At 73.1% G+C, this 23595-nt stretch carries 21 protein-coding genes and 1 tRNA gene; 14 read left to right on the top strand and 8 right to left on the bottom strand.

Annotated elements, in window-relative coordinates; translation table 11 throughout:
- Nucleotides 1–21: 21 nt before the first annotated feature.
- Complete coding sequence (locus I8D64_RS01510) at nt 22–1503, top strand: hypothetical protein (RefSeq protein WP_200500741.1); 1482 nt, start codon at nt 22–24, stop codon at nt 1501–1503.
- A gap of 148 nt (nt 1504–1651) precedes the next feature.
- Here I8D64_RS01510 and sucB read toward each other — a convergent pair whose 3' ends face one another.
- The 3 genes from sucB to I8D64_RS01495 form a co-directional block, all read right to left on the bottom strand.
- Nucleotides 1652–3490 carry a 2-oxoglutarate dehydrogenase, E2 component, dihydrolipoamide succinyltransferase gene (gene sucB / locus I8D64_RS01505; RefSeq protein WP_200500740.1) on the bottom strand — a complete coding sequence of 613 codons (1839 nt, stop codon included), beginning with the start codon at nt 3488–3490 and terminating at the stop codon, nt 1652–1654.
- 23 nt (nt 3491–3513) lie between these two features.
- A complete protein-coding gene (lpdA, locus tag I8D64_RS01500) occupies nt 3514–4917 on the bottom strand; it encodes a dihydrolipoyl dehydrogenase (RefSeq protein WP_200500739.1) in 1404 nt (467 codons plus the stop codon).
- A 195-nt stretch (nt 4918–5112) separates the two neighbouring features.
- Entirely contained in the window at nt 5113–6582 is a 1470-nt protein-coding gene (locus I8D64_RS01495) for a leucyl aminopeptidase (RefSeq protein ID WP_200500738.1), read from the bottom strand.
- A gap of 110 nt (nt 6583–6692) precedes the next feature.
- Between I8D64_RS01495 and I8D64_RS01490 the strand changes: the two genes are divergently transcribed.
- The 9 genes from I8D64_RS01490 (at nt 6693) to I8D64_RS01450 (ending at nt 16971) form a co-directional block, all read left to right on the top strand.
- The gene (locus tag I8D64_RS01490) at nt 6693–7055 is read left to right on the top strand and encodes a hypothetical protein (protein ID WP_200500737.1); all 363 of its coding nucleotides are present in this window, start codon (nt 6693–6695) and stop codon (nt 7053–7055) included.
- Complete coding sequence (locus I8D64_RS01485) at nt 7052–7606, top strand: hypothetical protein (RefSeq protein ID WP_246482630.1); 555 nt, start codon at nt 7052–7054, stop codon at nt 7604–7606. The genes I8D64_RS01490 and I8D64_RS01485 overlap by 4 nt, the downstream gene beginning before the upstream one ends.
- Before the next feature lie 71 nt (nt 7607–7677).
- Nucleotides 7678–8775 carry a quinone-dependent dihydroorotate dehydrogenase gene (locus I8D64_RS01480; protein WP_200501231.1) on the top strand — a complete coding sequence of 366 codons (1098 nt, stop codon included), beginning with the start codon at nt 7678–7680 and terminating at the stop codon, nt 8773–8775.
- A gap of 101 nt (nt 8776–8876) precedes the next feature.
- Complete coding sequence (locus I8D64_RS01475) at nt 8877–10253, top strand: replication-associated recombination protein A (protein ID WP_200500736.1); 1377 nt, start codon at nt 8877–8879, stop codon at nt 10251–10253.
- 131 nt (nt 10254–10384) lie between these two features.
- Complete coding sequence (gene rpsD / locus I8D64_RS01470) at nt 10385–11011, top strand: 30S ribosomal protein S4 (protein ID WP_200500735.1); 627 nt, start codon at nt 10385–10387, stop codon at nt 11009–11011.
- Between the two features lie 188 nt (nt 11012–11199).
- On the top strand, nt 11200–13899 hold the full coding sequence (alaS, locus tag I8D64_RS01465) for an alanine--tRNA ligase (RefSeq protein WP_200500734.1): 2700 nt from the start codon (nt 11200–11202) through the stop codon (nt 13897–13899).
- Nucleotides 13899–14411, top strand: a complete 513-nt coding sequence (ruvX, locus tag I8D64_RS01460; protein WP_200500733.1) for a Holliday junction resolvase RuvX — start codon at nt 13899–13901, stop codon at nt 14409–14411. The genes alaS and ruvX overlap by 1 nt, the downstream gene beginning before the upstream one ends.
- Complete coding sequence (gene mltG / locus I8D64_RS01455) at nt 14408–16099, top strand: endolytic transglycosylase MltG (protein WP_200500732.1); 1692 nt, start codon at nt 14408–14410, stop codon at nt 16097–16099. Before ruvX ends, mltG begins: the two co-directional genes overlap by 4 nt.
- Nucleotides 16096–16971: a shikimate dehydrogenase gene (locus I8D64_RS01450; RefSeq protein WP_200500731.1), complete on the top strand. Its 876-nt coding sequence runs from the start codon at nt 16096–16098 to the stop codon at nt 16969–16971. Before mltG ends, I8D64_RS01450 begins: the two co-directional genes overlap by 4 nt.
- Before the next feature lie 112 nt (nt 16972–17083).
- Here the strand turns inward: I8D64_RS01450 and I8D64_RS01445 are convergent.
- Nucleotides 17084–17169: transfer RNA gene (locus I8D64_RS01445), tRNA-Leu, on the bottom strand.
- Between the two features lie 94 nt (nt 17170–17263).
- Complete coding sequence (locus I8D64_RS01440) at nt 17264–17812, bottom strand: hypothetical protein (RefSeq protein WP_200500730.1); 549 nt, start codon at nt 17810–17812, stop codon at nt 17264–17266.
- Nucleotides 17813–18009: 197 nt separating this feature from the next.
- Between I8D64_RS01440 and I8D64_RS01435 the strand changes: the two genes are divergently transcribed.
- The gene (locus I8D64_RS01435) at nt 18010–18474 is read left to right on the top strand and encodes a tRNA (cytidine(34)-2'-O)-methyltransferase (protein ID WP_200500729.1); all 465 of its coding nucleotides are present in this window, start codon (nt 18010–18012) and stop codon (nt 18472–18474) included.
- A gap of 20 nt (nt 18475–18494) precedes the next feature.
- On the opposite strand, the gene I8D64_RS01430 is transcribed toward I8D64_RS01435, so the two are convergent.
- Together I8D64_RS01430 and I8D64_RS01425 are read right to left on the bottom strand one after the other, a co-directional pair.
- A complete protein-coding gene (locus I8D64_RS01430) occupies nt 18495–18995 on the bottom strand; it encodes a prepilin peptidase (RefSeq protein WP_200500728.1) in 501 nt (166 codons plus the stop codon).
- A gap of 103 nt (nt 18996–19098) precedes the next feature.
- Entirely contained in the window at nt 19099–19392 is a 294-nt protein-coding gene (locus I8D64_RS01425) for a DUF5703 family protein (protein ID WP_200500727.1), read from the bottom strand.
- Nucleotides 19393–19519: 127 nt separating this feature from the next.
- On the opposite strand from I8D64_RS01425, the gene I8D64_RS01420 reads away from it, so the two are divergent.
- The 3 genes from I8D64_RS01420 to mshC all read left to right on the top strand — a co-directional run bounded on the left by I8D64_RS01420 (nt 19520) and on the right by mshC (nt 22332).
- On the top strand, nt 19520–19873 hold the full coding sequence (locus I8D64_RS01420) for a DNA primase (protein WP_200500726.1): 354 nt from the start codon (nt 19520–19522) through the stop codon (nt 19871–19873).
- Nucleotides 19874–20021: 148 nt separating this feature from the next.
- Nucleotides 20022–20900, top strand: coding sequence for an undecaprenyl-diphosphate phosphatase (locus I8D64_RS01415; protein WP_200500725.1), 879 nt, complete (start codon nt 20022–20024; stop codon nt 20898–20900).
- Nucleotides 20901–21003: 103 nt separating this feature from the next.
- Nucleotides 21004–22332 (top strand): cysteine--1-D-myo-inosityl 2-amino-2-deoxy-alpha-D-glucopyranoside ligase, encoded by a 1329-nt coding sequence (mshC, locus tag I8D64_RS01410; RefSeq protein ID WP_200500724.1) that lies wholly within the window; start codon nt 21004–21006, stop codon nt 22330–22332.
- Between the two features lie 13 nt (nt 22333–22345).
- Here the strand turns inward: mshC and I8D64_RS01405 are convergent, their stop codons facing one another.
- The gene (locus I8D64_RS01405) at nt 22346–23152 is read right to left on the bottom strand and encodes a PAC2 family protein (protein ID WP_200500723.1); all 807 of its coding nucleotides are present in this window, start codon (nt 23150–23152) and stop codon (nt 22346–22348) included.
- Nucleotides 23153–23595: the final 443 nt, after the last annotated feature.

Raw genomic sequence — 23595 nt, 5'->3', positions numbered from 1 at the left:
ACGCAGGTGTTCACTGTGCCCATGACTGCGCATGAGGAGCCCGCGACCGGAGGCGAGGAGCCGGCAGAGTCCGTGCTGGCCGTCGTCTCCTCGCACGGCGACCAGGAGGTGCTGCTGGTCGAGCGGGAGGGGCGGCGCATGTGCCGGGTGCGCGCCACGACGCGCGAGGAGAGGACGCGTCTGCGGGACGTCGCACGCCTTCTGACCGCTCTCGGTGGGGACGGGGTGCGGGCGGCTCCGCGTCTGCTCGGCGAGGACGCGGCCGGGCTGCTCCTGGAGCCGCACGCTCCGCTGCGGCTCGGCGGAGGACGGCGCCGGGCCCAGCCGGAGGAGGCGACACCGCCCACGCTCGAGCGCCATGCGCTGCACGATGCGCGCGAGGATCTCGAGGCCCTCGTGAGCGCTCTGCACGCGCGCGGCTGGGTCGTCGGCCTCGCGCCCGGCGCAGGACTGGGGGCGAGGCCCGACGGCACGGTGGTGATCTCGGATCTCCGATCCCTCCGATCGGACGGATCGGTGGGCGCCCGGATGCAGGATCAGCACTGGCTCGATTCCGTGCTCGAGGACCAGGGGCGCACGCTGCGCCGGCGGCTCGACACGCTTCCGGGACTCCCGTCGGCGCCGACGCCGGGGGAGGCCGCCTCTGCTGCGCCGGCTCCCTCCTCTCCGTCGGTCCCGCTCGCCGCCCCGCCCCCTGCGTGGTCCGAGGGGTGGCGGGCGCGCCTCGCGCGCGGCACGGACCCGACGGAGGCGCTCGCGTCCGACGAGGGGATCCTCGGCGCCGAGGCCCTTGAGCATGCGTCTCGGAGGCTCTCCGCGAGATCCGCACGAGGGCGGCGTCCCGCACGCGGGCGGGGCGGGCCCACCCGGCATCGGGGCCCGCGCTGGTCGGTCCCTCGACTCCCTCGTCGCGGCATGGTGCTGGCGGCCGCGGCCACAGTGCTCGTGCTCGGCGGCGGCGCGGCTGCAGTCGGAGCCGCCCTGGTGCACCGCGAGGCACCGACACCGGTCGCGACCGGGACGCCGCCCGAGACCCTGACGCCCACGGATGCGGCGCCCTCCGACGGTGCGCCCTACGAGACGGCGTCGTCCCCCTCCGCGGACGCACCCGCCGCGGCGTCGGCCGTGATCGAGGACCCCAGGGCCCTCGTGCAGGAGCTCGCGCTCGGCCGCCACCACTACGTGACGGGACGGACGGAGACGACCGTGTGCGCCCAGGGCAGTCCCGCCGCCGCGCAGGACGATGCCCTCCGCGACGCCTACCAGGACGTCGAGGTCGAGGGAGAAGGACCGGTGGTGACGAGCGCGCAGATCGAGCAGCTCGACGAGCAGGGCGGGACCGCCCGCGTCCGCGCCGCGCTCGACCAGGGCGAGCTTCGACTCACCACGAGCGACGGCGCGGTCGTGGTCCGCCCCGCGGCGGGGAAGCAGGAGGTCCTCCTCGACCTCATCCGCGAGGACGGCAGCTGGCGGGTGCGCGCCGCGAGCGCCGTCGAGGCGTAGCCCCGGACCGCCCCGAGGGAGGGGTGGGGTGCCCCGGACGCACGGGAGCCCGGCACCGATCACGGTGCCGGGCTCCCGCGGTGCGGATCCGCTGCGGATCAGCCGCGGCGGATCAGCCGCAGCGGATCAGCCGCAGCGGATCAGACCGTCACAGGCCGAGCTCCGAGCCGAAGGCCCCGCCCTCGAGGCGCTGCTTCATGAAGGTCAGGAAGCGCGCGGCGTCCCCGCCGTCGACCAGGCGGTGGTCGTAGGAGAGGAACAGGTACATCATCGAGCGGACGGCGATGACCTCGTCGCCCTCCTCGGTGGTGATCACCGCGGGGCGCTTGACGATGGTGCCGCAGCCCAGGATGCCGACCTGCGGGTTCGGCACGATCGGGGTGTCGAACAGGGCGCCGCCGGAGCCGGTGTTCGTGATCGTGAAGGTCGCGCCCTGCAGATCGTCCGGTCCGAGCTTGTTGCCCTTGGCCTTCGCGCCGAGCTCGCCGATCTGGCGGGCGAGCCCCGCGAGGTTCAGGTCGCCGGCGTTCTTGATGACCGGGACCACGAGTCCGCGATCGGTGTCCGCGGCCATGCCGATGTTCTCGGAGCCGTGGTACTTGATGACGTCGCCGTCGATCTCCGCGTTCAGCTTCGGGTACGTCTTCAGCGCCTCGACGGCCGCCTGCATGATGAAGGGCAGGAAGGTCAGCTTGGCGCCCTCGCGCTGGGCGAAGGAGTCCTTGGCCTGCGTGCGCAGCTTCGCGATGCGGGTCATGTCGACCTCGACCGCCGTGGTCAGCTGCGCCTGCGTCTGCAGGGACTCGACCATCCGCGAGGCGACGATCTTGCGCAGGCGCGACATCTTCTCCTCGGTGCCGCGCAGCGGGGAGACCTCGACCTTGGGAGCCTGACCGGACGGAGCCGCCGACGCCGGAGCAGCGGCGGGCGCCGCGGCCGGGGCGGAGGCCGCCTTCTGCGCATCGATCGCCTTCTGGACGTCCTGCTTGCGGATGCGGCCGCCCAGACCGGAACCGGTCACGGTCGACAGGTCGATGCCGGCATCGGCCGCCATCTTCCGCACGAGGGGCGTCACGTACCCGGAGGCCTCGGCACCGGAGACGGCATCAGCGGCCTTCGGGGCCGGGCTCGAGGACGCGGCGGGCGCGGCGGCGGGTGCCGGAGCGGGCTCGGGAGCCTTCTCCGCGGGCTTCGACTCCGCCGTCTCCGCGGGCTTCGGCTCGGTCTTCTCCGCCGGCTTCTCCTCGGCCTTCGGAGCCGGCTCCTCCTGGGGAGCGGCTGCCGGGGCGGCCGGGGCGGAGGAGGCGCCGGAGGAGTCGCCGATGACGGCGATCACGGAGCCGACCTCGGCGTCCTCGTCCTCCTGGACGCGGATCTCGAGCAGCGTGCCGCCGACGGGCGAGGGGATCTCGGTGTCGACCTTGTCGGTCGAGACCTCGAGCAGCGGCTCGTCCTCGTCGACGCTGTCGCCGACCGCCTTGAGCCAGCGGGTCACCGTGCCCTCGGTGACGGACTCGCCGAGCGCGGGCATGGAGACCTCGGTGCCGCTCGCGGAGCCGCCGGCCGGGGCCTGATCCGCCGACCCCTCGTCCTGCGTGGACTCGGAGTCGCCGGAGGAGGCGGGCTGCTCAGAGGCGGACTGCTCGGTCGAGGGGGCGGCGGTCTCGTCGGAGGCGAGGTCCTCGCCACCGTCCTGCGACGCGTCCTCGCTCGCACCCGAGTCCCCGGAGTCGGAGTCCCCGGAGCCCGAGCCGTCGCCGATCAGGACGAGATCGGCGCCGACCTCGGCGTCCTCGTCCTCCTCGACCAGGATCTTCTCGATGGTCCCGGCGACGGGGGAGGGGATCTCGGTGTCGACCTTGTCGGTCGAGACCTCGAGCAGGGGCTCGTCGACCTCGACGGTGTCACCGACGGACTTGAGCCACCGGGTGACGGTGCCCTCGGTGACGGACTCGCCGAGTGCCGGCATCTTCACGGTTTCGGACATGTTCTTCTCCTCCTGGGGGCGGCTCAGGCGTGGGCGTGCAGAGGCTTGCCGGCGAGCGCGAGATGCGCCTCGCCCAGGGCCTCGTTCTGCGTCGGGTGGGCGTGGATGAGGGAGGCGACGTCCTCGGGGTAGGCCTCCCAGTTGACGATGAGCTGCGCCTCACCGATCTGCTCGGACATGTTGGTGCCGATCATGTGGACGCCCACGACCGGGCCGTCCTTCTCCCGGACGAGCTTGACGAAGCCCGTGGTGCCCAGGATCTGGGACTTGCCGTTGCCGCCGAGACCGTACTCGTAGGTCTCGACGCCCTCGTCGCCGAACTGCTCCTTGGCCTGCTTCTCGGTGAGGCCGACGGACCCCAGCTGCGGCTCGCAGTAGGTCACGCGCGGGATGCCGGACTCGATGATCGGGGCGGGGTTCAGGCCGGCGATGCGCTCGGCCACGAAGATGCCCTGCTGGAAGCCGCGGTGGGCGAGCTGGAGGCCAGGCACGATGTCGCCGACGGCGTAGACGCCGGGGACGTTCGTCTCGAGGGTCTCCTTGTTCGCGAGCACGAAGCCGCGGTCCATCTCGATGCCCTGCTCCTCGTAGCCGAGGTCCTTGGTGCTGGGGCCGCGGCCGACGGCCACCAGGAGGTAGTCGCCCTCGTAGACGGTGCCGTCCGCCAGGGACACCTTCACGCCGGTGTCGGTCTGCTCGCACTTCTCGAAGAAGATGCCGAGGGAGAAGGCGATGCCGCGCTTCTTGAAGGCGCGCTCGAGGGCCTTGGAGAGCGACTCGTCCTCGTTCGCCGCGAGGTGGGGGAGGCCCTCCACGATCGTCACGGACTCGGCCCCGAGGGACTTCCACACCGAGGCGAACTCGACGCCGATCACGCCACCGCCCAGGATGATGGGGTTCTTCGGGATCTCGGGCAGCTGCAGCGCCGCCTCGGAGTCCAGCACGCGGCCGCCGAGCTCGAGGCCGGGCAGCGACTTCGAGTAGGACCCGGAGGCGAGCACGATGTTCTCGCCGGTCAGGGTGCGGGTGCCGTTCTCGGTCTCGACCGTGATGGTCTTCGGGCCGGTGAGGCGGCCGAAGCCCTCGACGTACTCGACCTTGCGGCTCTTCACGAGGCCCTGGAGGCCCTTGTACAGGCGGCCGATGACCTTGTCCTTGAAGCCGAGCATCTGCGGGACGTCCACGCCCTTGACGTCGATGTCGAGGCCGAAGGTGCCGCCCTCCTTGGCGTTGTCGGCGACCTCGCCGACGTGCAGGAGGGCCTTGGTGGGCACGCAGCCGCGGTGCAGGCAGGTGCCGCCGAGCTTGTCCTTCTCGACGAGCGCGACGCTCTTTCCGAGCTCCGCGCCGCGCAGCGCGGCCGCGTAGCCGCCGCTGCCGCCTCCGAGGATGACGATGTCGAACTGGTCAGTGGGTGATTCCGTCACCGGTGAGCTCCCTCGGGTCGTCCGAACCGGCACAGGCCGTGGCGGCCGTGCCCATACCCCACCATGCTAGGCCACCCCACAGCCCGGGGTGGGCAGGAATCGGCGGCCGAGCACGGTGGGGTCGGGCACGTCTCACCGGCACCGGGCGCCGCCCCGGCGCCGGATGCGCCGGGGCGGGGTCAGCCGGGCCGGGGATCAGCGGGCGCGCGCCTCGAGCACCGCGAGCACGGTCCGCACGCTCATGCCGGTCGCGCCCTTGCCCATGTACCCCTGCGGGGAGTCGGCGAAGCCGGGGCCGGCGATGTCCAGGTGGGCCCACGGCGTGCCGCCCACGAACTCCCGCAGGAAGATCCCCGCGGTGAGCGCGCCGCCGGCGCGGCCGGCACCGATGTTGCGGAGGTCGGCGACGCGGCCGTCGATCCCCGCTCGCAGCTCCTCGGGGAAGGGCAGCGGCCAGAACGGCTCGCCGGCGGCGTCGGCGGCGGCGAGCACCTCCGTGCGCGCCTCGTCCGTGCCCATGACGGCGGCGGTGCGGTCGCCGAGCGCGACCACGGCCGCGCCCGTGAGGGTGGCGACGTCCATCACCAGGTCGGGCTGCTCGGCGACGGCGTCGACGAGGGCGTCGGCCATCACCATGCGGCCCTCGGCGTCGGTGTTGAGGACCTCGACGGTGCGGCCGTTGCGCATGGTCACCACGTCGCCGGGGCGCTGGGCGCCGCCGCCGGGCATGTTCTCGGCGATGGCGAGGAAGGCCGTGACCTTCACGGGCAGGTTCAGGCGCGCCGCGCCGACGGCGGCGGCGAGGACGGTCGCCGCGCCGGTCATGTCGGACGTCATGTCGTCCATCCCGGGACCGGGCTTCAGCGAGATGCCGCCGGTGTCGAAGGTGATGCCCTTGCCCACGAGCGCCACGTGGCCCGTCGCCCCCTCGGGTGCGTACCGGACGCGCACGAGCCGCGGCGGGCGGGCCGAGCCCTGGCCCACGCCGACGATGCCGCCGTAGCCGCCGGCGGCGAGCTGCTCCTCGTCGAGCACCGTGACCTCGAGCGGGAGCCCGTCGGCGATCTCGCCCACCCGCTGCGCGAAGGACTCGGGGTAGAGCAGGTTCGGGGGAGTGTTGACGAGGTCGCGGGTCACGTCGACCACGTCGGCGAGGATCCCGGCGCGCTCGGAGGCGGCCACGGCGCCGTCTCCGGTCGTGCTCTCGTCGGCGACGAGCACGATCTCCTGCAGGGGCGCGGTCGCCGAGGACGCGTCCGACTTGTGCGCGGTGAAGGAGTAGGCGCCGAGGGCCGCTCCCTCGGCAGCGGCGGCGAGCTGCTCGCCCGTCCCGCCCGGCACGGCCACGGCCGCGCTGCCCACGCCGGTCAGCGAGCGGGTGGCGCCCCCGAGGGCGCGCCGCAGGACCACGGCGTCGGCGTCATCGAGGCTGCGCCGGCCCAGGCCCGCGAGGAGCACCGTGGAGGCGGCGACGCCCTCGCGGGCGGGAAGTCGGGTGAGCTCGTCCTGCGCGCCGGAGGCGCCGACGGCGGCGAGCACGGGGGAGAGCTCGGGGAGACCGAGGACGGCAGGGCCCGCGCCCTCCTCTCCCGAGAGGACGGGGAGGATCAGGACGTCGGCCGTGACGGACTGAACTGTGCTGGGGGATGTGGTGATGGAGACCATTCCTCTATCGTATGCGGAGGTCCGCGGCCCTTCGACCGGTCGGCGCCCGGACCTCGTATCCGTCGGCGGCAGGCGATCGCGCACCACGCGATCGCGGAACAGGAGTGGGCGTGGGCGTGCTCGCCGTCGCGGTGTACGCGCTCTCCGGCCTCACCGCCGCGCTGGCCCTGCTGTACGTCGCCAAGTCGCTCGCCGCGGACTTCCTGCTGCTCGCCGGCCCCGCCGCGATCATGCTCGTCTGGCTGATCGAGGGTCTGGTGTGGGCCTACCAGGACATGACGGTCGGCCCCGCGCCGGATCGGATCACCCTGTACGGCTACCTGCTGACCGGTCTCGTGATGCCGCTGGGTGCCGCCTGGCTGGGAGCGACCGAGCGCACCCGCTGGGGCAGCGCCGGGATCGCCCTGGCCGCGATCACCCAGCTCGTCCTGCAGATGCGTCTGCCCCAGATCTGGCCCGGAGGCCCCGCATGAGTCCCGATCCCACGTCCACCGGACCCACGTCCGCCGCCCCCGACCCCGCCGGCAGCGCGACCGGCGGGGGACCGGAGAGCCCAGCCCCGTCCCGCCGGGACGCCGTCGACCCCACGGGGTCGGTGCGCCGGCGCGAACGGGGCTTCGCGACGCTGCTCATCGTCGTCTACGGGATCCTCGCCCTCGCGGCGACCGGCCGCGCGACCTACGAGCTCGCCACGAAGTTCACCGAGGCGCCCCTGCCGTACGCCCTCTCGCTGGTCTCGGCCCTCACGTACGTCGTGGTGACAGTGCTTCTGGTCCGACGGGGCGCGCGCTCCCGCGCCGCGCTCTGGGTGTGCGGGATCGAGCTGGTCGGCATCCTCGTGGTCGGCTCGCTGACGACCTTCGCCCCGGGCCTCTTCGAGGTCTCGACGGTCTGGTCCCACTTCGGCTCGGGCTACGGGTTCGTGCCGCTGCTGCTGCCGGTCGTCGCGATCGTCTACCTGCTCGTGCACCGCCGCGCCGCCGCGCGCGGGACGTCCGACGCAGGACGTACGGTGAGCGCGTGACCTCCTCGATCCCGGACCCCCGCTTCCGCACGTCGGCCCGCCCCGTCCCGACCGGCGCGCCGCCCCGCGCCGTGCGCCCCTACGCGGTGCTCTTCGACCATGTGCTGACGCGTCTGGACCCCGAGCGGGCGCACCGCCTCACCGTGCAGGCGCTGCGCCTCGCGCAGGCGGTCCCCGGCGGCCATCTCGCGCTGCGCACCCTGTTCGGGACCCCGCGCCCCCTGGGACGCGGTCACGCCCCCGTGCACGCGCTGGGCCACGAGCACCCGACGCCCTTCGGGCTCGCCGCGGGCTTCGACAAGGACGCCGAGGTCCCTCTCGGCCTGCTGGACCTGGGCTTCGGGCACGTCGAGGTCGGCACCGTCACGGCGAAGCCGCAGCCGGGCAATCCGCGCCCGCGCTCCTTCCGACTGCTCGCGGACCGCGCGCTGGTCAACCGCATGGGATTCAACAACCACGGGGCGGCGGCCGCCGCCAAGCGCCTCGCCCTGGTGCGCCGCACGGAGCGCGGGCAGCGCGCCGTGATCGGCGTGAACATCGGCAAGACCAAGGCGACGCTGCTCGCCGACGCGGCCGAGGACTACCGCTTCAGCGCGCGCACACTCGCGCCCTACGCCTCATACCTCGCGATCAACGTGTCCAGCCCCAACACGCCGGGGCTGCGCGACCTGCAGTCGACCGATGCGCTGCGCCCGATCCTCGCCGCGGTGCTCGAGGAGGCCGGCGCTGTGGGCTCGCGGCTCGGCCGCGAGGTGCCCGTGCTCGTGAAGATCGCCCCCGATCTGCACGACGAGGATGTGTGCGCGGTCGCCGCCCTCGCGCGGGACCTGGGCCTCGCGGGCGTGATCGCGACCAACACGACCATCGACCGCCCGCGGGACCTGCGCACGGCCCGTCACCGGATCGAGCGCATCGGCGCCGGCGGGCTCTCGGGGCCCGTCCTCGCCCACCGCTCGCGGGAGGTCCTCGCGATCCTCCGCGAGCAGCTGCCCGAGGAGATGACGATCATCAGCTGCGGAGGCGTCGTCACCGCCGAGGACGTGCAGGAGCGGCTCGACGCCGGCGCCGACCTGGTCCAGGGCTATACGTCCCTCATCTACGAGGGCCCGGCCTGGCCGGGGCGGATCGGCCGCGCGCTCGGACGCGGGCGCCGGGGCCGCCGCGCCTGACCCCTCGGCGCTCGACGGCCGAGGCACGACGATCGACCCCCGACGGCCGAAGCCCTGCAGCGCGGAGCAGACCAGCATCCTGGAGAGAAGGGAGCGGAGCGATGGAGGAGGACCTCTTCACGCTCTCGGGCGATGCGCCCGCACCGCGCACGCTCTCCGAGGGCAACCGGGACCATCGCGCGCCGCTCGCCGTGCGCATGCGCCCGCGCAGCCTCGAGGAGGTCGTGGGACAGCACAAGGTGCTCGATCCCGGCAGTCCGCTGCGGCGGCTCGTCGCGGCCGACGACGCCCGCACCGCCCCCGCCTCGGTGATCCTCTGGGGGCCGCCCGGCACCGGCAAGACCACTCTCGCCTACGTCGTCGCGACCTCCGGCGACCGCGAGTTCGTCGAGGTCAGCGCCGTGCTCGCGGGCGTCAAAGAGCTCCGTGAGGTGATCGACCGGGCGCGCTCGCGCCTGCGCACCACGGGACGCGAGACCGTCCTGTTCGTCGACGAGGTGCACCGGTTCTCGAAGTCCCAGCAGGACGCCCTGCTCCCGAGCGTCGAGAACCGCTGGGTCACGCTCATCGCCGCGACCACGGAGAATCCCTTCTTCTCCGTGATCTCGCCGCTGCTGTCGCGCTCGATCGTGCTGACGCTCGAGTCGCTCGCGACGGAGGACCTCGAGGAGCTCGTAGAGCGCGCCCTCACCGACGAGCGCGGGCTCGGCGGCGAGATCACGCTGACCGACGAGGCCCGCTCGGCCCTGCTGCGCCTCGGCGGGGGCGACGCCCGCAAGATCCTCACCTCCCTGGAGGCGGCCGCCGGGGCGGCCCTCATGAGGGGCGCCCACGAGGTCGACGCCGACACCCTCGCCCAGGCGGTCGATCGCGCCGCCCTGCGCTACGACCGCGACGGCGACCAGCACTACGACGTCACCAGCGCCTTCATCAAGTCCATGCGCGGCTCGGACCCCGACGCCGCGCTGCACTACCTGGCACGGATGATCGAGGCGGGGGAGGACCCCCGCTTCATCGCCCGGCGGGTCGTGATCGCCGCGAGCGAGGAGGTCGGCATGGCCGACCCCCAGGCCCTGCAGGTCGCCGTCGCGGCGATGCAGGCGGTCCAGATGCTCGGCATGCCCGAGGGGCGCATCCCCCTCGCCCAGGCTGTCGTGCACATCGCGACCGCTCCGAAGTCCAACCGCTCCTACCAGGCGCTCGACGCCGCGATCGCCGACGTGCGGGCGGGGAAGGGCGCCTCGGTCCCCGCGCACCTGCGCGACGCCCACTACGGGGGAGCGAAGTCGCTGGGCCACGGCGAGGGCTACCGGTACGCGCACGACGCCCCGCACGGCGTGGCGCGTCAGCAGTACCTGCCCGACGACCTCGCCGACGCCCATTACTACGAGCCGACAGCGCGCGGGGCGGAGGGCCAGATCGCCCGCAGCCTCCCCGAGCTGCGACGCATCGTGCGCGGCGAGGAGCTCTCCTCGTGACCGACTCCACAGCTCTCAGGGCGTGACATCGGCGCAGGTGAGTTGAGGGCGGGTTGGGGCGCGGATAGACTCGTCTGCTGAATCCGCGGCTGCCTTACTGGATTCACACCACGCGAACAGAGGTATACCTCGTGACCAACGTCACCCGCGCGCGTCGCCAGGCGCGCCTGTCCCGAGCCCTCGGGCTCCCGCTGACCCCGAAGTCCGTCAAGTACTTCGAGAAGCGCCCGTACCCCCCGGGCGAGCACGGCCGTGCTCGCCGACGCACCGAGTCCGACTACGCGGTGCGCCTGAAGGAGAAGCAGCGTCTGCGCGCTCAGTACGCGCTGCGCGAGAAGCAGCTGCACCGCATCTACCTCGATGCGCGCAAGGAGGCCGGTCTGACCGGTGAGAGCATGGTCGAGCTGCTCGAGATGCGCCTGGACGCGCTCGTCCTGCGCTCCGGCTTCGCCCGCACCATCCTGCAGGCCCGCCAGGCAGTCACCCACCGTCACATCCTCGTGGACGGCAAGATCGTGGACCGCCCCTCCTACCGCGTGAAGGTCGGGCAGACCATCCAGGTCAAGCCGCGCTCGCAGGCCGTCGAGGGCTTCCAGATCGCCGCCGAGGGGGGCAACAGCGACGTCTTCGCCACCACGCCCTCCTACCTGTCGGTCGAGCTGGACCAGCTCAAGTCGAAGCTCGTGGCGCGCCCCAAGCGCTCCGAGGTCCCCGTGACCTGCGAGGTCCAGATGGTCGTCGAGTACTACGCTCGCTGACCCTTCGCGACGACGTCGTCCCGGGCGGGCCCAGGCCCGCCCGGAACGTGCCCCGGCAGGTGTGCTTCACGTACCCTGACCGGGGCTTCGTCGTCCTCGGGCAGACTCCCGACGATCCTGCCCGCGCGACATCCCGCGCCCCACGCCCATCCCGCCCCCGCGGCGGCCCAGGAAGGACCCCGACCTCCATGCGCACCTCCGAGATCCATCGCCGCTGGCTCGACTTCTTCGCGAAGAAGCAGCACGAGGTCGTGCCCAGCGCATCGCTGGTCTCCTCCGACCCGTCGATCCTCTTCACGATCGCCGGCATGGTCCCCTTCATCCCGTACATCGTCGGGACCGAGAAGGCCCCGTACGCGCGGGCCGTGAGCGTGCAGAAGTGCATCCGCACCAATGACATCGAGAACGTCGGGCGCACCACCCGCCACGGCACCTTCTTCCAGATGGCCGGGAACTTCTCCTTCGGCGACTACTTCAAGAAGGGCGCGATCGACTTCTCCTGGGAGCTGCTGACCGGCGCGCAGGACGAGGGCGGGTACGGGCTGGATCCCGAGCGCCTGTGGATCACCCTCTGGGAGGAGGACCAGGAGTCCTTCGACCACCTGGTGGAGGTCATCGGGTTCCCCGCCGAGCGCATCGTGCGCCTGCCGTGGGAGGAGAGCTGCTGGGACACCGGACAGCCCGGCCCGGCGGGATCCACGGGGGAGTGGCACTACGATCGCGGCCCCGAGTTCGGCCCCGACGCGCCGCACGGCGTCCTGCCCGAGTGGCCCGGATCCCCGGAGGCCGAGGACCGCTACATCGAGATCTGGAACCTGGTCTTCGACCAGTTCCTGCGCGGCGAGGGCAAGGGCAAGGACTACCCGCTGCTGGGCGAGCTCGACCAGAAGTCGATCGACACGGGGCTCGGCGTCGAGCGCCTCGCGTACATCCTGCAGGGCAGGAACAACATGTACGAGATCGACCAGGTCTTCCCCGTCATCGAGAAGGCGCAGGAGCTCTCGGGGCGCGTCTACGGCGCCGACGACGAGGACGACGTGCGCCTGCGCGTGGTCGCCGACCACGTGCGCAGCGCCCTCATGCTCGTGGCCGACGGCGTGAAGCCCGGCAACGAGGGCCGCGGCTACGTGCTGCGCCGCCTCATCCGCCGCGCGGTCCGCTCGATGCGCCTGCTCGGGTACGACGATCCCTCGATGCCGGCTCTGCTGCCGGTCTCCAAGGACGTCATGAAGGAGTCCTACTCGCAGCTGGAGAGCGACTTCTCGCGCATCAGCGACGTCGTCTACGCGGAGGAGGAGGCGTTCCGCCGCACCCTCGCCTCGGGCACCACGATCTTCGATCAGCTGGCGGGCGGGGTCCGCGAGCAGGGCGGCCGGAGCATCGCGGGCGAGGACGCCTTCCGCCTGCACGACACCTTCGGCTTCCCCATCGACCTGACGCTCGAGATGGCGCAGGAGGTGGGCCTCAGCGTGGACGAGGAGGGCTTCCGCTCGGCCATGTCCGAGCAGCGCGAGCGCGCCCGCGCCGACGCCGCGGCGAAGAAGACCGGCCACACCGACACCGCGCTCTACAACCGGATCCTCGGCCAGCGCGGCGAGGCCGTGCCCTTCCTCGGGTACACCGAGTCCTCGGTCGCGACCACCCTCGAGTCCGTCCTGGTCGACGGGGCGCTCGTCGACACCGTCCAGGCCCCGGCCGACATCGAGGTCGTGCTCGCCTCCACGCCGTTCTACGCGGAGATGGGCGGCCAGCTCGCCGACCAGGGACGCATCGCCCTCACCGGCGGCGGCATCATCGAGGTCGACGACGTGCAGGCGCCCGTCAAGGGCCTGCCCGTGCACCGCGGCCGGCTCGTCGAGGGCGAGGCGCACCCCGGGGAGAGCGCGATCGCGACGATCGACCTCGAGCGCCGCGGGGCGATCGCCCGCGCGCACACCGCGACGCACATGGTCCACCAGGCGCTGCGCGAGGAGCTCGGCGAGGGCGCGACCCAGGCCGGCTCCGAGAACTCGCCCGGGCGCATGCGCTTCGACTTCCGCTTCGGCCAGGCCGTGCCGAAGTCCAGCCTCGAGGAGGTCGAGGGCCGCGTGAACACCCTGCTGCAGCAGGAGCTCGAGGTCACCGACGCCCAGATGCCCATCGACGAGGCGAAGGCGCTGGGCGCCCAGGCCCTGTTCGGCGAGAAGTACGGCGACATCGTGCGCGTGGTCTCGATCGGCGGCGACTGGTCGCGAGAGCTCTGCGGCGGCACGCACGTGCCCACGACCGGTGCCCTGGGCTCCGTGAACCTGGTCGGGGAGTCCTCGATCGGCTCGGGCGTGCGCCGCGTGGACGCGCTCGTGGGCCTGAACGCCTACCGACACCAGGCCAAGGAGAAGGCGCTGGTCTCCCAGCTCTCGGAGATCATGAACGTCGGCGCCGACGATCTGCCCGAGCGCGTCCGCTCGCTGACCCAGCGCCTGCGGGAGACCGAGAAGCAGCTCGCCGCCATGCGCGGCGCCCAGCTGCAGGCCGAGGCCGGGCGGCTCGTGGAGAGCGCCCGCACCATCGGCGGCACCCGCGTGCTCCTGCACGACGCGGGGGAGGGCATCGCCGCGGGCGACCTGCGCACCCTGGTCCAGGATCTGCGCAACCGCCTCGGCGAGGACTCCCCGGCCGTGGTCGCGGTCGTCGGGGCCGACGGGGCGAAGGCCGCGCTCGTGGTCGCGACGAACGCCGCCGCGCGCGAGGCCGGCCGACGCGCCGGAGCGCTGCTGAAGGCCGGAGCGGAGGCGATGGGCGGCCGCGGCGGCGGCAAGGACGACATGGCCCAGGGCGGGGGCGGAGATCCGCAGCGCACCTCGCAGGCCCTGGACGCGATCGCCGCCGCGCTGGGCGCCGACGCCTGATGCCCGAGGATCCGCAGGAGACCCCCCGGCGGTTCGTCCGGCTCGGGGTCGACGTCGGAGACGTGCGGGTGGGCCTCGCCCGGAGCGATCTGGACGGGCTGCTCGCCACGCCCGTCGAGACCCTGCCGCGGGACGGCGCGGTCGCGGGCGTCGTGTCGCAGGCCCGCGAGCTCGAGGCCCGTGCCATCATGGTCGGGCTTCCGCGCTCGCTGAGCGGGCAGGAGGGGCCGGCCGCCGCGAAGGCGCGTGCTTTCGCGGACGAGCTCGCCGATGCACTGCAGGCGCAGGGCGTCGAGGCCGAGATCCGCTTCGTCGACGAGCGTCTGACGACGGTCACGGCGCACCAGGCCCTCCATCGCTCCGGACGGAAGGGCCGCCGGCACAGGTCCGTCGTGGACCAGGTGGCGGCGGTGATGATCCTGCAGCAGGCGCTGGAGGTCGAGCGCAGCACGGGGCGCGCCCCCGGCGAGCTGCTCGAGACCGCGCCGGACACCGAGGGAGAGGGCCGATGAGCGAGGACGACCGCGAGGCGCCGGACCAGCCCTCGGGCTCACGCCACGTGCGTCGGCCGCGCCCTCATGGCCGGCGCGCCCGCCGGATCGATCCCGCCGCCGAGCCGGGTGCGGATCCCGCCGCCGAGCCCGGCGCCCCGAGTGTCGGCGCCGTCCCGGCGCGATCGGACGAACAGCGGCGCGCGCTCGAGGAGGCCCGTCACGCGCTCCGCGTGCGCCGGGGCGAGGACACCTTCCCGGCCGCCCCCTCCGAGACCGGGTCCTCGACCTCGGCCGACGCAGACCTCCCGCGCACCCATCGCGCAGCCGCCCCCCGGTCGGGATCCGAGCCCGCGCCCGAGCCGCCGCCCGCGCCGCAGCCGCAGGAGCTGGGGCCCGCGGACGCGCACGAGAGCGCCGACCACCGGCACGAGGCCGAGGCCGAGACCGAGCCCCACCCCGGGTCCTTCCACCCCGCAGTGCACGGGGCGCGACCCGACGAGGTCGACGACCTCGACGACCACGAGCGCGTCGACGCCATCCGCGAGGACGACGAGGAGGTCGTCGACGACGAGCGCGACGACGAGGACGATGCCCACCCCTTCGCCGGCTTCGAGCACGAGCAGAAGCGCCGCTCGCCCCTGCACATCCTGCCGATCCTGCTGGTGCTCGTGGTCGTCCTGGCCGTGGGAGCCGGCGCGGTGTACGGCTACTCCTGGCTGCGCGGGAACGTGAACGTGGACCAGGCGCAGGACGACGACTACACGGGCACGGGCAGCGACGAGGAGGTCGTCATCGAGATCGCCGAGGGCGACACCGGGTCCGACATCGCCTCGACCCTCGTGGACAAGGGAGTCATCAAGTCCGCACCGCCCTTCGTGCGCCTGTTCGGCACCAGCCAGGAGGCCAGCAAGATCCAGCCGGGCTCGTACCGGGTGAACACGAAGATGTCCTCGGCCTCGGCGCTCGAGGCGCTCCTGGACCCGTCCAGTCAGACCGGCCTGCGCGTCACCATCCCCGAGGGGATGCGCATGAAGGACATCTTCGAGCGGATCTCCAAGACCACCGGCATCCCGGAGAAGGACTTCGAGAAGGCCGCCAAGAACTACACCGATTACGGGATCCCGAAGAACAGGGCGAACAGCCCCGAGGGATACCTGTGGCCGGGTCGCTACGACATCCCCGAGGATGCCTCCGCGGGAGACGTCCTCACCATGATGTGGGAGCGGATGGAGACCGAGCTCGACGACCTCGGCGTCGCCCCCGAGGACCGCGAGAAGGTGCTCACCCTCGCGTCGATCGCCGAGAAGGAGGCGCGCGACCCCGACGACTACGGCCGTGTGGTGCGCACTCTCGAGAACCGCCTCGACGGGGCGGGCGATGCCCATGGCAAGCCCATGAAGCTGCAGCTCGACTCGACGGTCGCCTACTTCTCGGGCAGCGATTCGATCTCCACGACCCCGAAGCAGCGCGAGACCGACAGTCCGTACAACACCTACCTGCACGAGGGGCTGCCGGTCGGCCCGATCTCGAACCCCGGGAAGGCGACCCTCGAGGCGGCGGCCGATCCTCCCCAGGGCAAGTGGCTGTACTGGGTGACCGTCGACACCAGCACGGGCGAGACGAAGTTCGCCGACACCTACGCCGAGCACGAGAAGAACGTGGCCGAGTGGAAGAAGCGGGCGGCGACGAAGGACGCGGACGGATGAGCGCGGCCGAGCACGGGCCCCGACGCTTCGCCGTGATCGGCTCGCCGATCGCTCACTCGCTCTCTCCGGTGCTCCACACGGCCGCCTACCGCGCGCTGGGCATCGAGGACGCGCAGTACGGCCGCTTCGAGGTCCCCTCCGGGCAGCTGCGGGCGTTCCTGAGCACCGAGGAGGGCGCGCGCCTGCAGGGGCTGAGCGTGACCATGCCCGGCAAGGTCGAGGCGCACGATCTCGCGTCCTCGCGCGACACCACGGCCCGGATGCTGGGGATCGCGAACACGCTCGTGCGCACCCCGGCCGGCGCGTGGCGAGCGGAGAACCACGACGTCCACGGGATCGTCGCGGCCCTCGGCGACCATTCCCTGAGCGCCTGCCGCTCGGTGGGCGTCCTGGGATCCGGGGCGACGGCGGTCTCGGCGCTCGCGGCGGCCTCCCGCCTCGGCGCCTCCGAGGTGCTGCTCACGGCCCGCAGCCCCGAGAAGCTCGCGCCGCTGCGCGCCCTCGCCCGCGACCTCGGCATGGACAGCCGTGAGGTGCCCTTCTCCCGCAGCCGGGAGGTGCTCGGAGCCGATGCGGCGATCAGCGCCCTCGCGATCGACGGCGCCCGGCGCGTCGCCGAGGACTGGCGGAGGCAGGGCGTCGACTCGGTGCCGCCGGTGTTCCTCGACGCGCTCTACGATCCCTGGCCGGCTCCGCTCGCCGCGGTCGTGGCCGAGCACGGGGGAGAGGTCGCCAGCGGGCTCGAGATGCTCGTGCACCAGGCGGACATGCAGCTGCGCTCGATGCTGGGGATCCCCGGAGCGCCTCTGGAGGCGATGCGCGAGGCCGCGCGGAACGCGCTCGCACAGCAGGTCGGTCCCGCGCAGTCCTGAGCAGTCCGGATCCGACGCAGGTCGCCGCGGACGCTCGACGGCCCTCGAGGATCCGACCCCGCGCGCGGAGAAGGCCCCCGATCTGCAGTGCAGATCAGGGGCCTTCGGTGGGTGTCCGAGGGGGGACTTGAACCCCCACGACCTAATACGGCCACTAGCACCTCAAGCTAGCGCGTCTACCAATTCCGCCACCCGGACAGGTGGTCACCGTGTCGGCGACATGAAGACTCTAGCACGGGGAAAGGGCCGTGCCACCTCCGCATACGCCCATTCGGCCGGTTCGTGAACAGAGTCACTCGGCAGCCGTGCCGATGCCATGGAGAAGGCCGAGCGCGCGGTCGATCTCGCCGAGCGCCCGCGCGGCCGACGGGTCCTCGGACTGCTGGTCGAGCTGGTGCCGGAGGTCCTCGAGCGCCGCCGCGGCCAGGCAGGGGAGCGGAGCGCGCGGAGGCGTCTCCCCGGAGGCCACGGCGACATGGATCTCGGCGAGCACCTCGCGCAGCTCGTGCAGGCTCGTCGCCTCGAGATCCGTGATCGCGTCGACGCGGGCACGTGCCGCGAGCGACGCGCAGCGGCGCAGCAGCTCATCGGACCGCGCGGGGCGGGGCCGGGCGACGTGCACGGAGGCGGCTTCGACCCCTGCGGCGCCGTCCGCGCCTGCGATGGCGGGGGTGGGCGGCGAAGGCTGCGTGGCGGAGATCCCGCGCACCGCGGCGAGCTCAGGGGCCTCGATGCCCGGATCCCCGGGCAGCAGATCGCCGTCGTCGAGCACGTCGTGCTCAGCGGGGGCAGGGGCGACGGGTCGGAACGAGCCCTCGTGGGTCGTCGCGATCGCGGACATGTCCACCTCCATGTGGGTCCTCGGTGTGCCTGCTGTCCGCCGGCCCCTGTGCGGGCCGCTGCGGCGGATGCGGGGCATCGCCACCAGGACAGAACTTTACTCATCCTTTACTGGGAAGTCCATGAGTGGGCCACGGTGCGGGACGAGGGGCGGGCACGTGGCCGCGGCGGGTGCGCAGGGGTGGAAGGATCCTCCCCATGGTCCATGTCTTCTTCCACGAGCCGCGCATCGCGGGCAACACGGGCAGCGCGATCCGGCTCTCCGCGGTCACCGGCGCCCCTCTGCATCTCATCGAGCCCCTCGGCTTCGACCTCGAGGACTCCAAGCTGCGTCGCGCCGGCCTCGACTATCACGATCTCGCCACGACGACGGTGCACCCGGACATCGAGGAGGCTTTCGCCGCGCTCCCCGAGTCGCGCGTCTTCGCCTTCACCTCCCATACCGAGCATTCCTTCGCCGACGTCGAGTACCGGGACGAGGACGTGCTGCTGTTCGGTGCGGAGCCGACGGGCCTGCCCGAGGAGGTCCTGGCCCATCCGCGCATCACCAGTCAGGTGCGCATCCCCATGCTCCCCGCCCGGCGCTCGCTCAACCTCGCCGCCGCCGCGTCCATCGCGGTCTACGAGGCGTGGCGTCAGCAGGGGTATCCCGGCGGCACCTGATCCGCACGGTCGCAGGCGGCTCACACCCCGAGCGCGGACCGCACGAGCGGCGCGCCCAGCAGTCCCAGGAAGGGGCCGGCGAGCAGCACGGGGCCGAAGGCGAAGCGCGATCCGCCCGAACCGGTCGCGATCATCACCGCGATCCCGATGATCCCGCCCAGCAGGGCGGTGCCGAGCGCGCCCGCCACGAGGACGTCGGGTCCGAGCGCCGTGCTCATGAGCACGACGGCCGGGGCGGTCTTCGCGTCGCCCATGCCGATCAGCTGCGGTGCGAGAAGGGCGACCCCGATCCCCGCCGCGGCCACGACGAGGGCGAGGACCGCGGCCGCGCCGAGCAGGGGACGCAGAGCCGGCTCGAGAAGCGCGAGCACGCCCAGGACGAGCGCGAGCAGGAGCGTGAGCGAGGCGACCCAGCGGTTGGGCAGGCGGTGCTGGGCGCCGTCGATCGCGCTCAGCACGACGGCGTGGGGGAGGTACACCGCGAGCAGCGGGACCAGGAGGATCTCGGGGACGGGGCTCACGCGCTCATTCCAGCAGATGCGCGGTGCGCGGGCACGGGCCCGCCGGCGCGTTGTGGACGGAGCGCCCGTGGGGAGGACCCGCCCTCCCCTCCCGAAGGAGGCGTCAGCCCGCGGCGGCGGGGAGCGTCGAGGAGACGCGGATGATGCGGCGTCGCATCCACACCCGCTTCTCGCCGCCGTAGTAATGGCGCGTGCGCACGAGGTCCCAGCGCCCGTACTCCGACTCGGCCGCGAGCGCCGTGCGCACGCTCCGGATCGAGGTCCCGCGCGGGACGGCGAGCACCTGGAACTCGTAGTCCTCGGGGGAGCGGCCCTTCTCGACGGGAAGATCGCGGGCGCCGCGCGGCGGGGGCGCGGGCAGGCGGCGGAACGGCGGGGGACCCTGCGGACGGGGCACGAGCACTCTCCTCACGGGATGCGGATCGGTGCGGCGCCGAGCGACGGGGCGCGAGGTCGCGTCCGAGCGCCGTCCGGTGTCGACGAGGGACTGTCCATTCTGCCCGGCGACGGGGTACCGTCCAACCATGAACACGGACCCGCGTTCGGCCCTGGCCGCACTCATCGCCGCTCTGGAACGACACTACGAGGCCGCCGCCTCCTCGCGCGGCGACGACGACCCCGCCCTCGAGGCGGCAACGGAGGGCCTGACCACGGCCTTCGACGCGTACGACGATGCCCTGTTCGACGCCTACGACGTGGCGACGCCGCTCATCGTCTTCGACGGGGACGACGAGGACGACGACTACGAGGACGACGACGACTACGACGACCTCGATGACGACGATCTGGACGACGACGGCTTCGAGGACGACGAGGACGGCGAGGAGGGTCCCGACGGCGAGGGCGAGTTCGACGGCGCCCAGGATCTGGAGCGCTGAGAGCACGTCCCCCACCGGCTGACGGGGAGACGTTCCCTACTCCTTCGCCACCCACGGCGCGCGGCGCCCGCCCCAGAGGCGGGCGCCGCGTACTGTGTGCGGGGCGCTGAGCGCCCGGCCTCCGTCCCCGAGCACTGCAGGAGAACGCGTGTCCATCCTCGATGCGATCATCCTCGGCATCGTCCAGGGGCTCACCGAGTTCCTGCCCGTCTCCTCGAGCGCGCACCTGCGCGTGGTCGGCGAGCTGCTCATGCCCGGCCAGGATCCCGGTGCCGCCTTCACCGCGATCGTGCAGCTCGGCACCGAGACCGCCGTCCTGCTGTACTTCTGGAAGGACATCACGCGGATCATCGGCCGCTGGTTCCGCGCCCTGGTCGGCCGGCTCCCGCAGTCGGACCCCGACGTGCGCATGGGCTGGCTGGTGATCATCGGCTCGATCCCGATCGGCGTGCTCGGCCTGGCCTTCGAGGAGCAGATCGACAGCGGCCTGCGGAACCTGTACATCACCGCCGCGATGCTCATCCTGTTCGGCGTGCTCCTCGCCGCCGCGGACCGCGTCGGCCCCCAGCGCAAGCAGCTCACCGAGCTCAGCTGGCGGGACGGCATCCTCTTCGGCCTCGCCCAGGCGCTCGCGCTGATCCCCGGCGTCTCCCGATCGGGCGGCACCATCACCGCGGGCCTCGCCATGGGCTACACCCGCAAGGCCTCCGCGCGCTACGCCTTCCTGCTCGCGGTGCCCGCGGTCTTCGCCTCGGGCCTCTACAAGGCCGCGAAGGAGGTGCCGCCGCTGCTGAGCGCCGACGGCCGCGCCGCAGCGGCCGCCGCGGGACAGCCCTCGCTGCTCGCGATCATCATCGCCACCGTGGTCGCCTTCGGCATCGGCTACGCGGTCATCGTCTGGTTCATGAAGCTCATCGAGAACCGCTCCTACCTGCCGTTCGTGGCCTACCGCATCGCCGCTGGCGTGCTGCTGCTGGTGCTGCTGACCACGGGCGTGCTCGACCCGCTCGCGGGATCGACCGCGTGACTCACCGCGGCTCCCGTCGGCCGTCGTCCGCGCCCCCGACGCGCCGTGTGGTCCATCCCTCCCGCCCCGCCGGGCCGGGGGACCAGGTCCGTATGATCGTCGGGTGCGCTCCTGGAACTCGCCCCTGATCAGCCCGCTTCCCGCCTCCGGGCTCCCGCCGCGGCTGCACGACTCCCGCACTGGTCGCGTCGGGCCCGTGCCCGTGCTGACGCCGGGTCGCGCGCGGCTGTACGTCTGCGGCATCACCCCGTACGACGCGACCCACCTGGGCCATGCCGCCACCTACCACGCGGCCGACCTCATGCGGCGCGCCTTCCTCGACCAGGGCCTCGAGGTCGAGCTCGCCCAGAACGTCACCGACGTCGACGACCCGCTGCTCGAACGCGCCGACCGCGACGGCATCGACTGGCGCGACCTCGCCCAGCGCGAGACCGACCTCTTCCGCGAGGACATGGCGCACCTGCGCATCCTCGCCCCGCAGACCTACCGCTCGGTGAGCGAGTCGATGGACGGGATCATCGACCTCGTCGACGAGATCCGGCGCGCCGGCCGCGCCTACCAGGTCCCCACTCCCGACGCCGAGGGCGAGGACTGGTACCTCGACCTGGCGATGGACGGCTCCCTCGGCGCCGTCAGCGGCTGGAGCGAGGAGCAGATGCTCGAGGTCTTCGCCGACCGCGGGGGAGACCCCGAGCGTCCCGGCAAGCGCGGCGTCTTTGACCCGCTGCTGTGGCGCGCCGAGCGCGAGGGCGAGCCCGCCTGGGACGCCGGCGAGCTGGGCCGCGGCCGGCCCGGCTGGCACGTGGAGTGCGTGTGCATCTCCCGCGACGCCCTGGGCCTGCCCTTCGACGTGCAGACCGGCGGACGCGATCTCGTCTTCCCCCACCACGACATGTGCGCGGCCCACGCCACGGCGCTCGGCCGCCCCTTCGCGAGCGTCTACCCGCACACCGGGATGGTCGCCTACGAGGGCGAGAAGATGAGCAAGTCGCTGGGCAACCTCGTCTTCGTCTCCAAGCTCGTCGAGGCGGGCACGGACCCGATGGCGATCCGCCTGGTCCTCATGGCCCACCACTACCGCTCCGACTGGGAGTGGACCGACGCCGAGCTGGCCGCGGCCGAGGAGCGCCTGGCCGCCTATCGCGCCGCCGCGACCCGCGACGCCGACCGGGCCGGGTCCGCCGGATCGACCGGTGCGGAGATCGTCGCCGCGCTGCGCCGCGCGCTGCGCGAGGACCTCGACACCCCGACCGCGCTCTCGGTGCTCGACGACTGGGCCGCGGACCGCGCGCTCGCATCCCGCCTCACCGCGCCGGCCGAGGACGCCGAGGCCGCCCCGGCGCACTCCGCGGACCAGGGCGGACCAGCACCCGAGCAGCCGTCCGACGTCCCCGCGGCGCTCGACGCGCTGTTCGGGATCGTCCTGGACTGATCTCCCGGAGCCCTCAGTCCTCGCCCTCGCGGCGACGAAGGAAGCGCTTGAACTCCTTGGCGATCGCGTCGCCCGAGGCCTCCGGGAGGTCCTCGGCGTCCTGCGCCTCCTCGAGCCGCGCGACGTACTCGGAGATGTCCGGGTCGTTGCGCGAGAGCTCCTCGACCCCGCGCTCCCAGGCCTCGGCGTCCTCCTCGAGCTCCTGCATCGGTACGGGTGCGCTCACATGGTCCTGGAGCGCCCGCACCAGGGCGAGCACGGCCTTGGGCGAGGCGTTCTGCGAGACGTAGTGGGGGACCTGCACCCAGATGCTCGAGGTCCGCACGCCCAGGCTCACGGCCGCGCGCGCGAGCACGGTGGGGATGCCGATCGGGCCCTCGTAGGACTCGGCGTCGGCCTGCTCGGCGGTGCCCGGCTCGATCTGGTCGCTCACCGGCAGCGGCCGCGTGTGCGGGGCGTCGGCCAGGAGGGCGCCCAGGGAGATCAGCCGGGTGGCGTCGGCCCCCAGCAGGCGGTCGAGCACCTGGCGGCAGAACGCTCCCCAGCGCATGGACGGCTCGGCGCCGTGGACGAGCAGCAGCTCGGGTCCGCGGGGAGGGGTCACCAACTCGATCCGGGTGTCCGGCCAGTCGATGACCTTGCGGCCGTCGGCGTCCAGCCGCAGCTCGGGGCGGTGCACCTGGAAGTCGACGTACTCCTCGGCCGGGATCCGGGCGATGGTGCGGGAGGGCCAGGCCGACAGCAGGTGCTCGATGGCCCCGGTCGCCGCTTCGCCGGCGTCGTTCCAGCCGCTGAAGGCACAGATCGCGATGCGGGTCATCCCCGCAGTCTAGGACCCTCCAGGTCGCCCGCGTAGGGTGCGGTGACGTGGCCGTCACCTGCGACGCCACCCGGATGCCGGTCGCCCGCGCGGCCCGTCCGCCGCCCGAATGCGACCACGCCGGAGGATCGATGCCCGCGCCCAGCCTGCGCCTGCCCGGACTGCCGCCGATCCGGATCTCCGGCGCGACCCTGGTGATGGTCGCGGTGATCACCCTGCTCGTCGCCCCGGGCTTCCGCATCATCCCCGGCATGACCTCGGCCGGCGTGCTCGTGCTCTCCCTCGCCGTCGGCGTCTCCCTCGTCGTCTCCGTGGCCCTGCACGAGATCGGCCATGCGATCGTGGCGGGGGCCCCCCCCGCGCCCCGCCCCCCCCACCCCCCCCCCCCCCGGGGGGGGGCCCCCCCCCCCCCCCCCCCCCCCGGGGGGGGGGGGCCCCCCGGG

Source organism: Brachybacterium halotolerans, from assembly GCF_016623465.1.
GTDB classification, from domain to species: domain Bacteria; phylum Actinomycetota; class Actinomycetes; order Actinomycetales; family Dermabacteraceae; genus Brachybacterium; species Brachybacterium halotolerans.
This window is presented reverse-complemented; position numbering and strand designations above follow the sequence as displayed.

What these genes read in the sequence shown, in the direction of transcription:
- I8D64_RS01495 (WP_200500738.1), bottom strand. Translation starts at nt 6,582, where the DNA reads ATGGTCTCCATCACCACATCCCCCAGCACAGTTCAGTCCGTCACGGCC.
- mltG (WP_200500732.1), top strand. Translation starts at nt 14,408, where the DNA reads ATGAGCGAGGACGACCGCGAGGCGCCGGACCAGCCCTCGGGCTCACGC.
- I8D64_RS01420 (WP_200500726.1), top strand. Translation starts at nt 19,520, where the DNA reads ATGAACACGGACCCGCGTTCGGCCCTGGCCGCACTCATCGCCGCTCTG.
- sucB (WP_200500740.1), bottom strand. Translation starts at nt 3,490, where the DNA reads ATGTCCGAAACCGTGAAGATGCCGGCACTCGGCGAGTCCGTCACCGAG.
- I8D64_RS01510 (WP_200500741.1), top strand. Translation starts at nt 22, where the DNA reads ATGACTGCGCATGAGGAGCCCGCGACCGGAGGCGAGGAGCCGGCAGAG.
- I8D64_RS01435 (WP_200500729.1), top strand. Translation starts at nt 18,010, where the DNA reads ATGGTCCATGTCTTCTTCCACGAGCCGCGCATCGCGGGCAACACGGGC.
- I8D64_RS01440 (WP_200500730.1), bottom strand. Translation starts at nt 17,812, where the DNA reads ATGTCCGCGATCGCGACGACCCACGAGGGCTCGTTCCGACCCGTCGCC.
- alaS (WP_200500734.1), top strand. Translation starts at nt 11,200, where the DNA reads ATGCGCACCTCCGAGATCCATCGCCGCTGGCTCGACTTCTTCGCGAAG.
- ruvX (WP_200500733.1), top strand. Translation starts at nt 13,899, where the DNA reads ATGCCCGAGGATCCGCAGGAGACCCCCCGGCGGTTCGTCCGGCTCGGG.
- I8D64_RS01450 (WP_200500731.1), top strand. Translation starts at nt 16,096, where the DNA reads ATGAGCGCGGCCGAGCACGGGCCCCGACGCTTCGCCGTGATCGGCTCG.
- I8D64_RS01405 (WP_200500723.1), bottom strand. Translation starts at nt 23,152, where the DNA reads ATGACCCGCATCGCGATCTGTGCCTTCAGCGGCTGGAACGACGCCGGC.
- I8D64_RS01485 (WP_246482630.1), top strand. Translation starts at nt 7,052, where the DNA reads ATGAGTCCCGATCCCACGTCCACCGGACCCACGTCCGCCGCCCCCGAC.
- I8D64_RS01475 (WP_200500736.1), top strand. Translation starts at nt 8,877, where the DNA reads ATGGAGGAGGACCTCTTCACGCTCTCGGGCGATGCGCCCGCACCGCGC.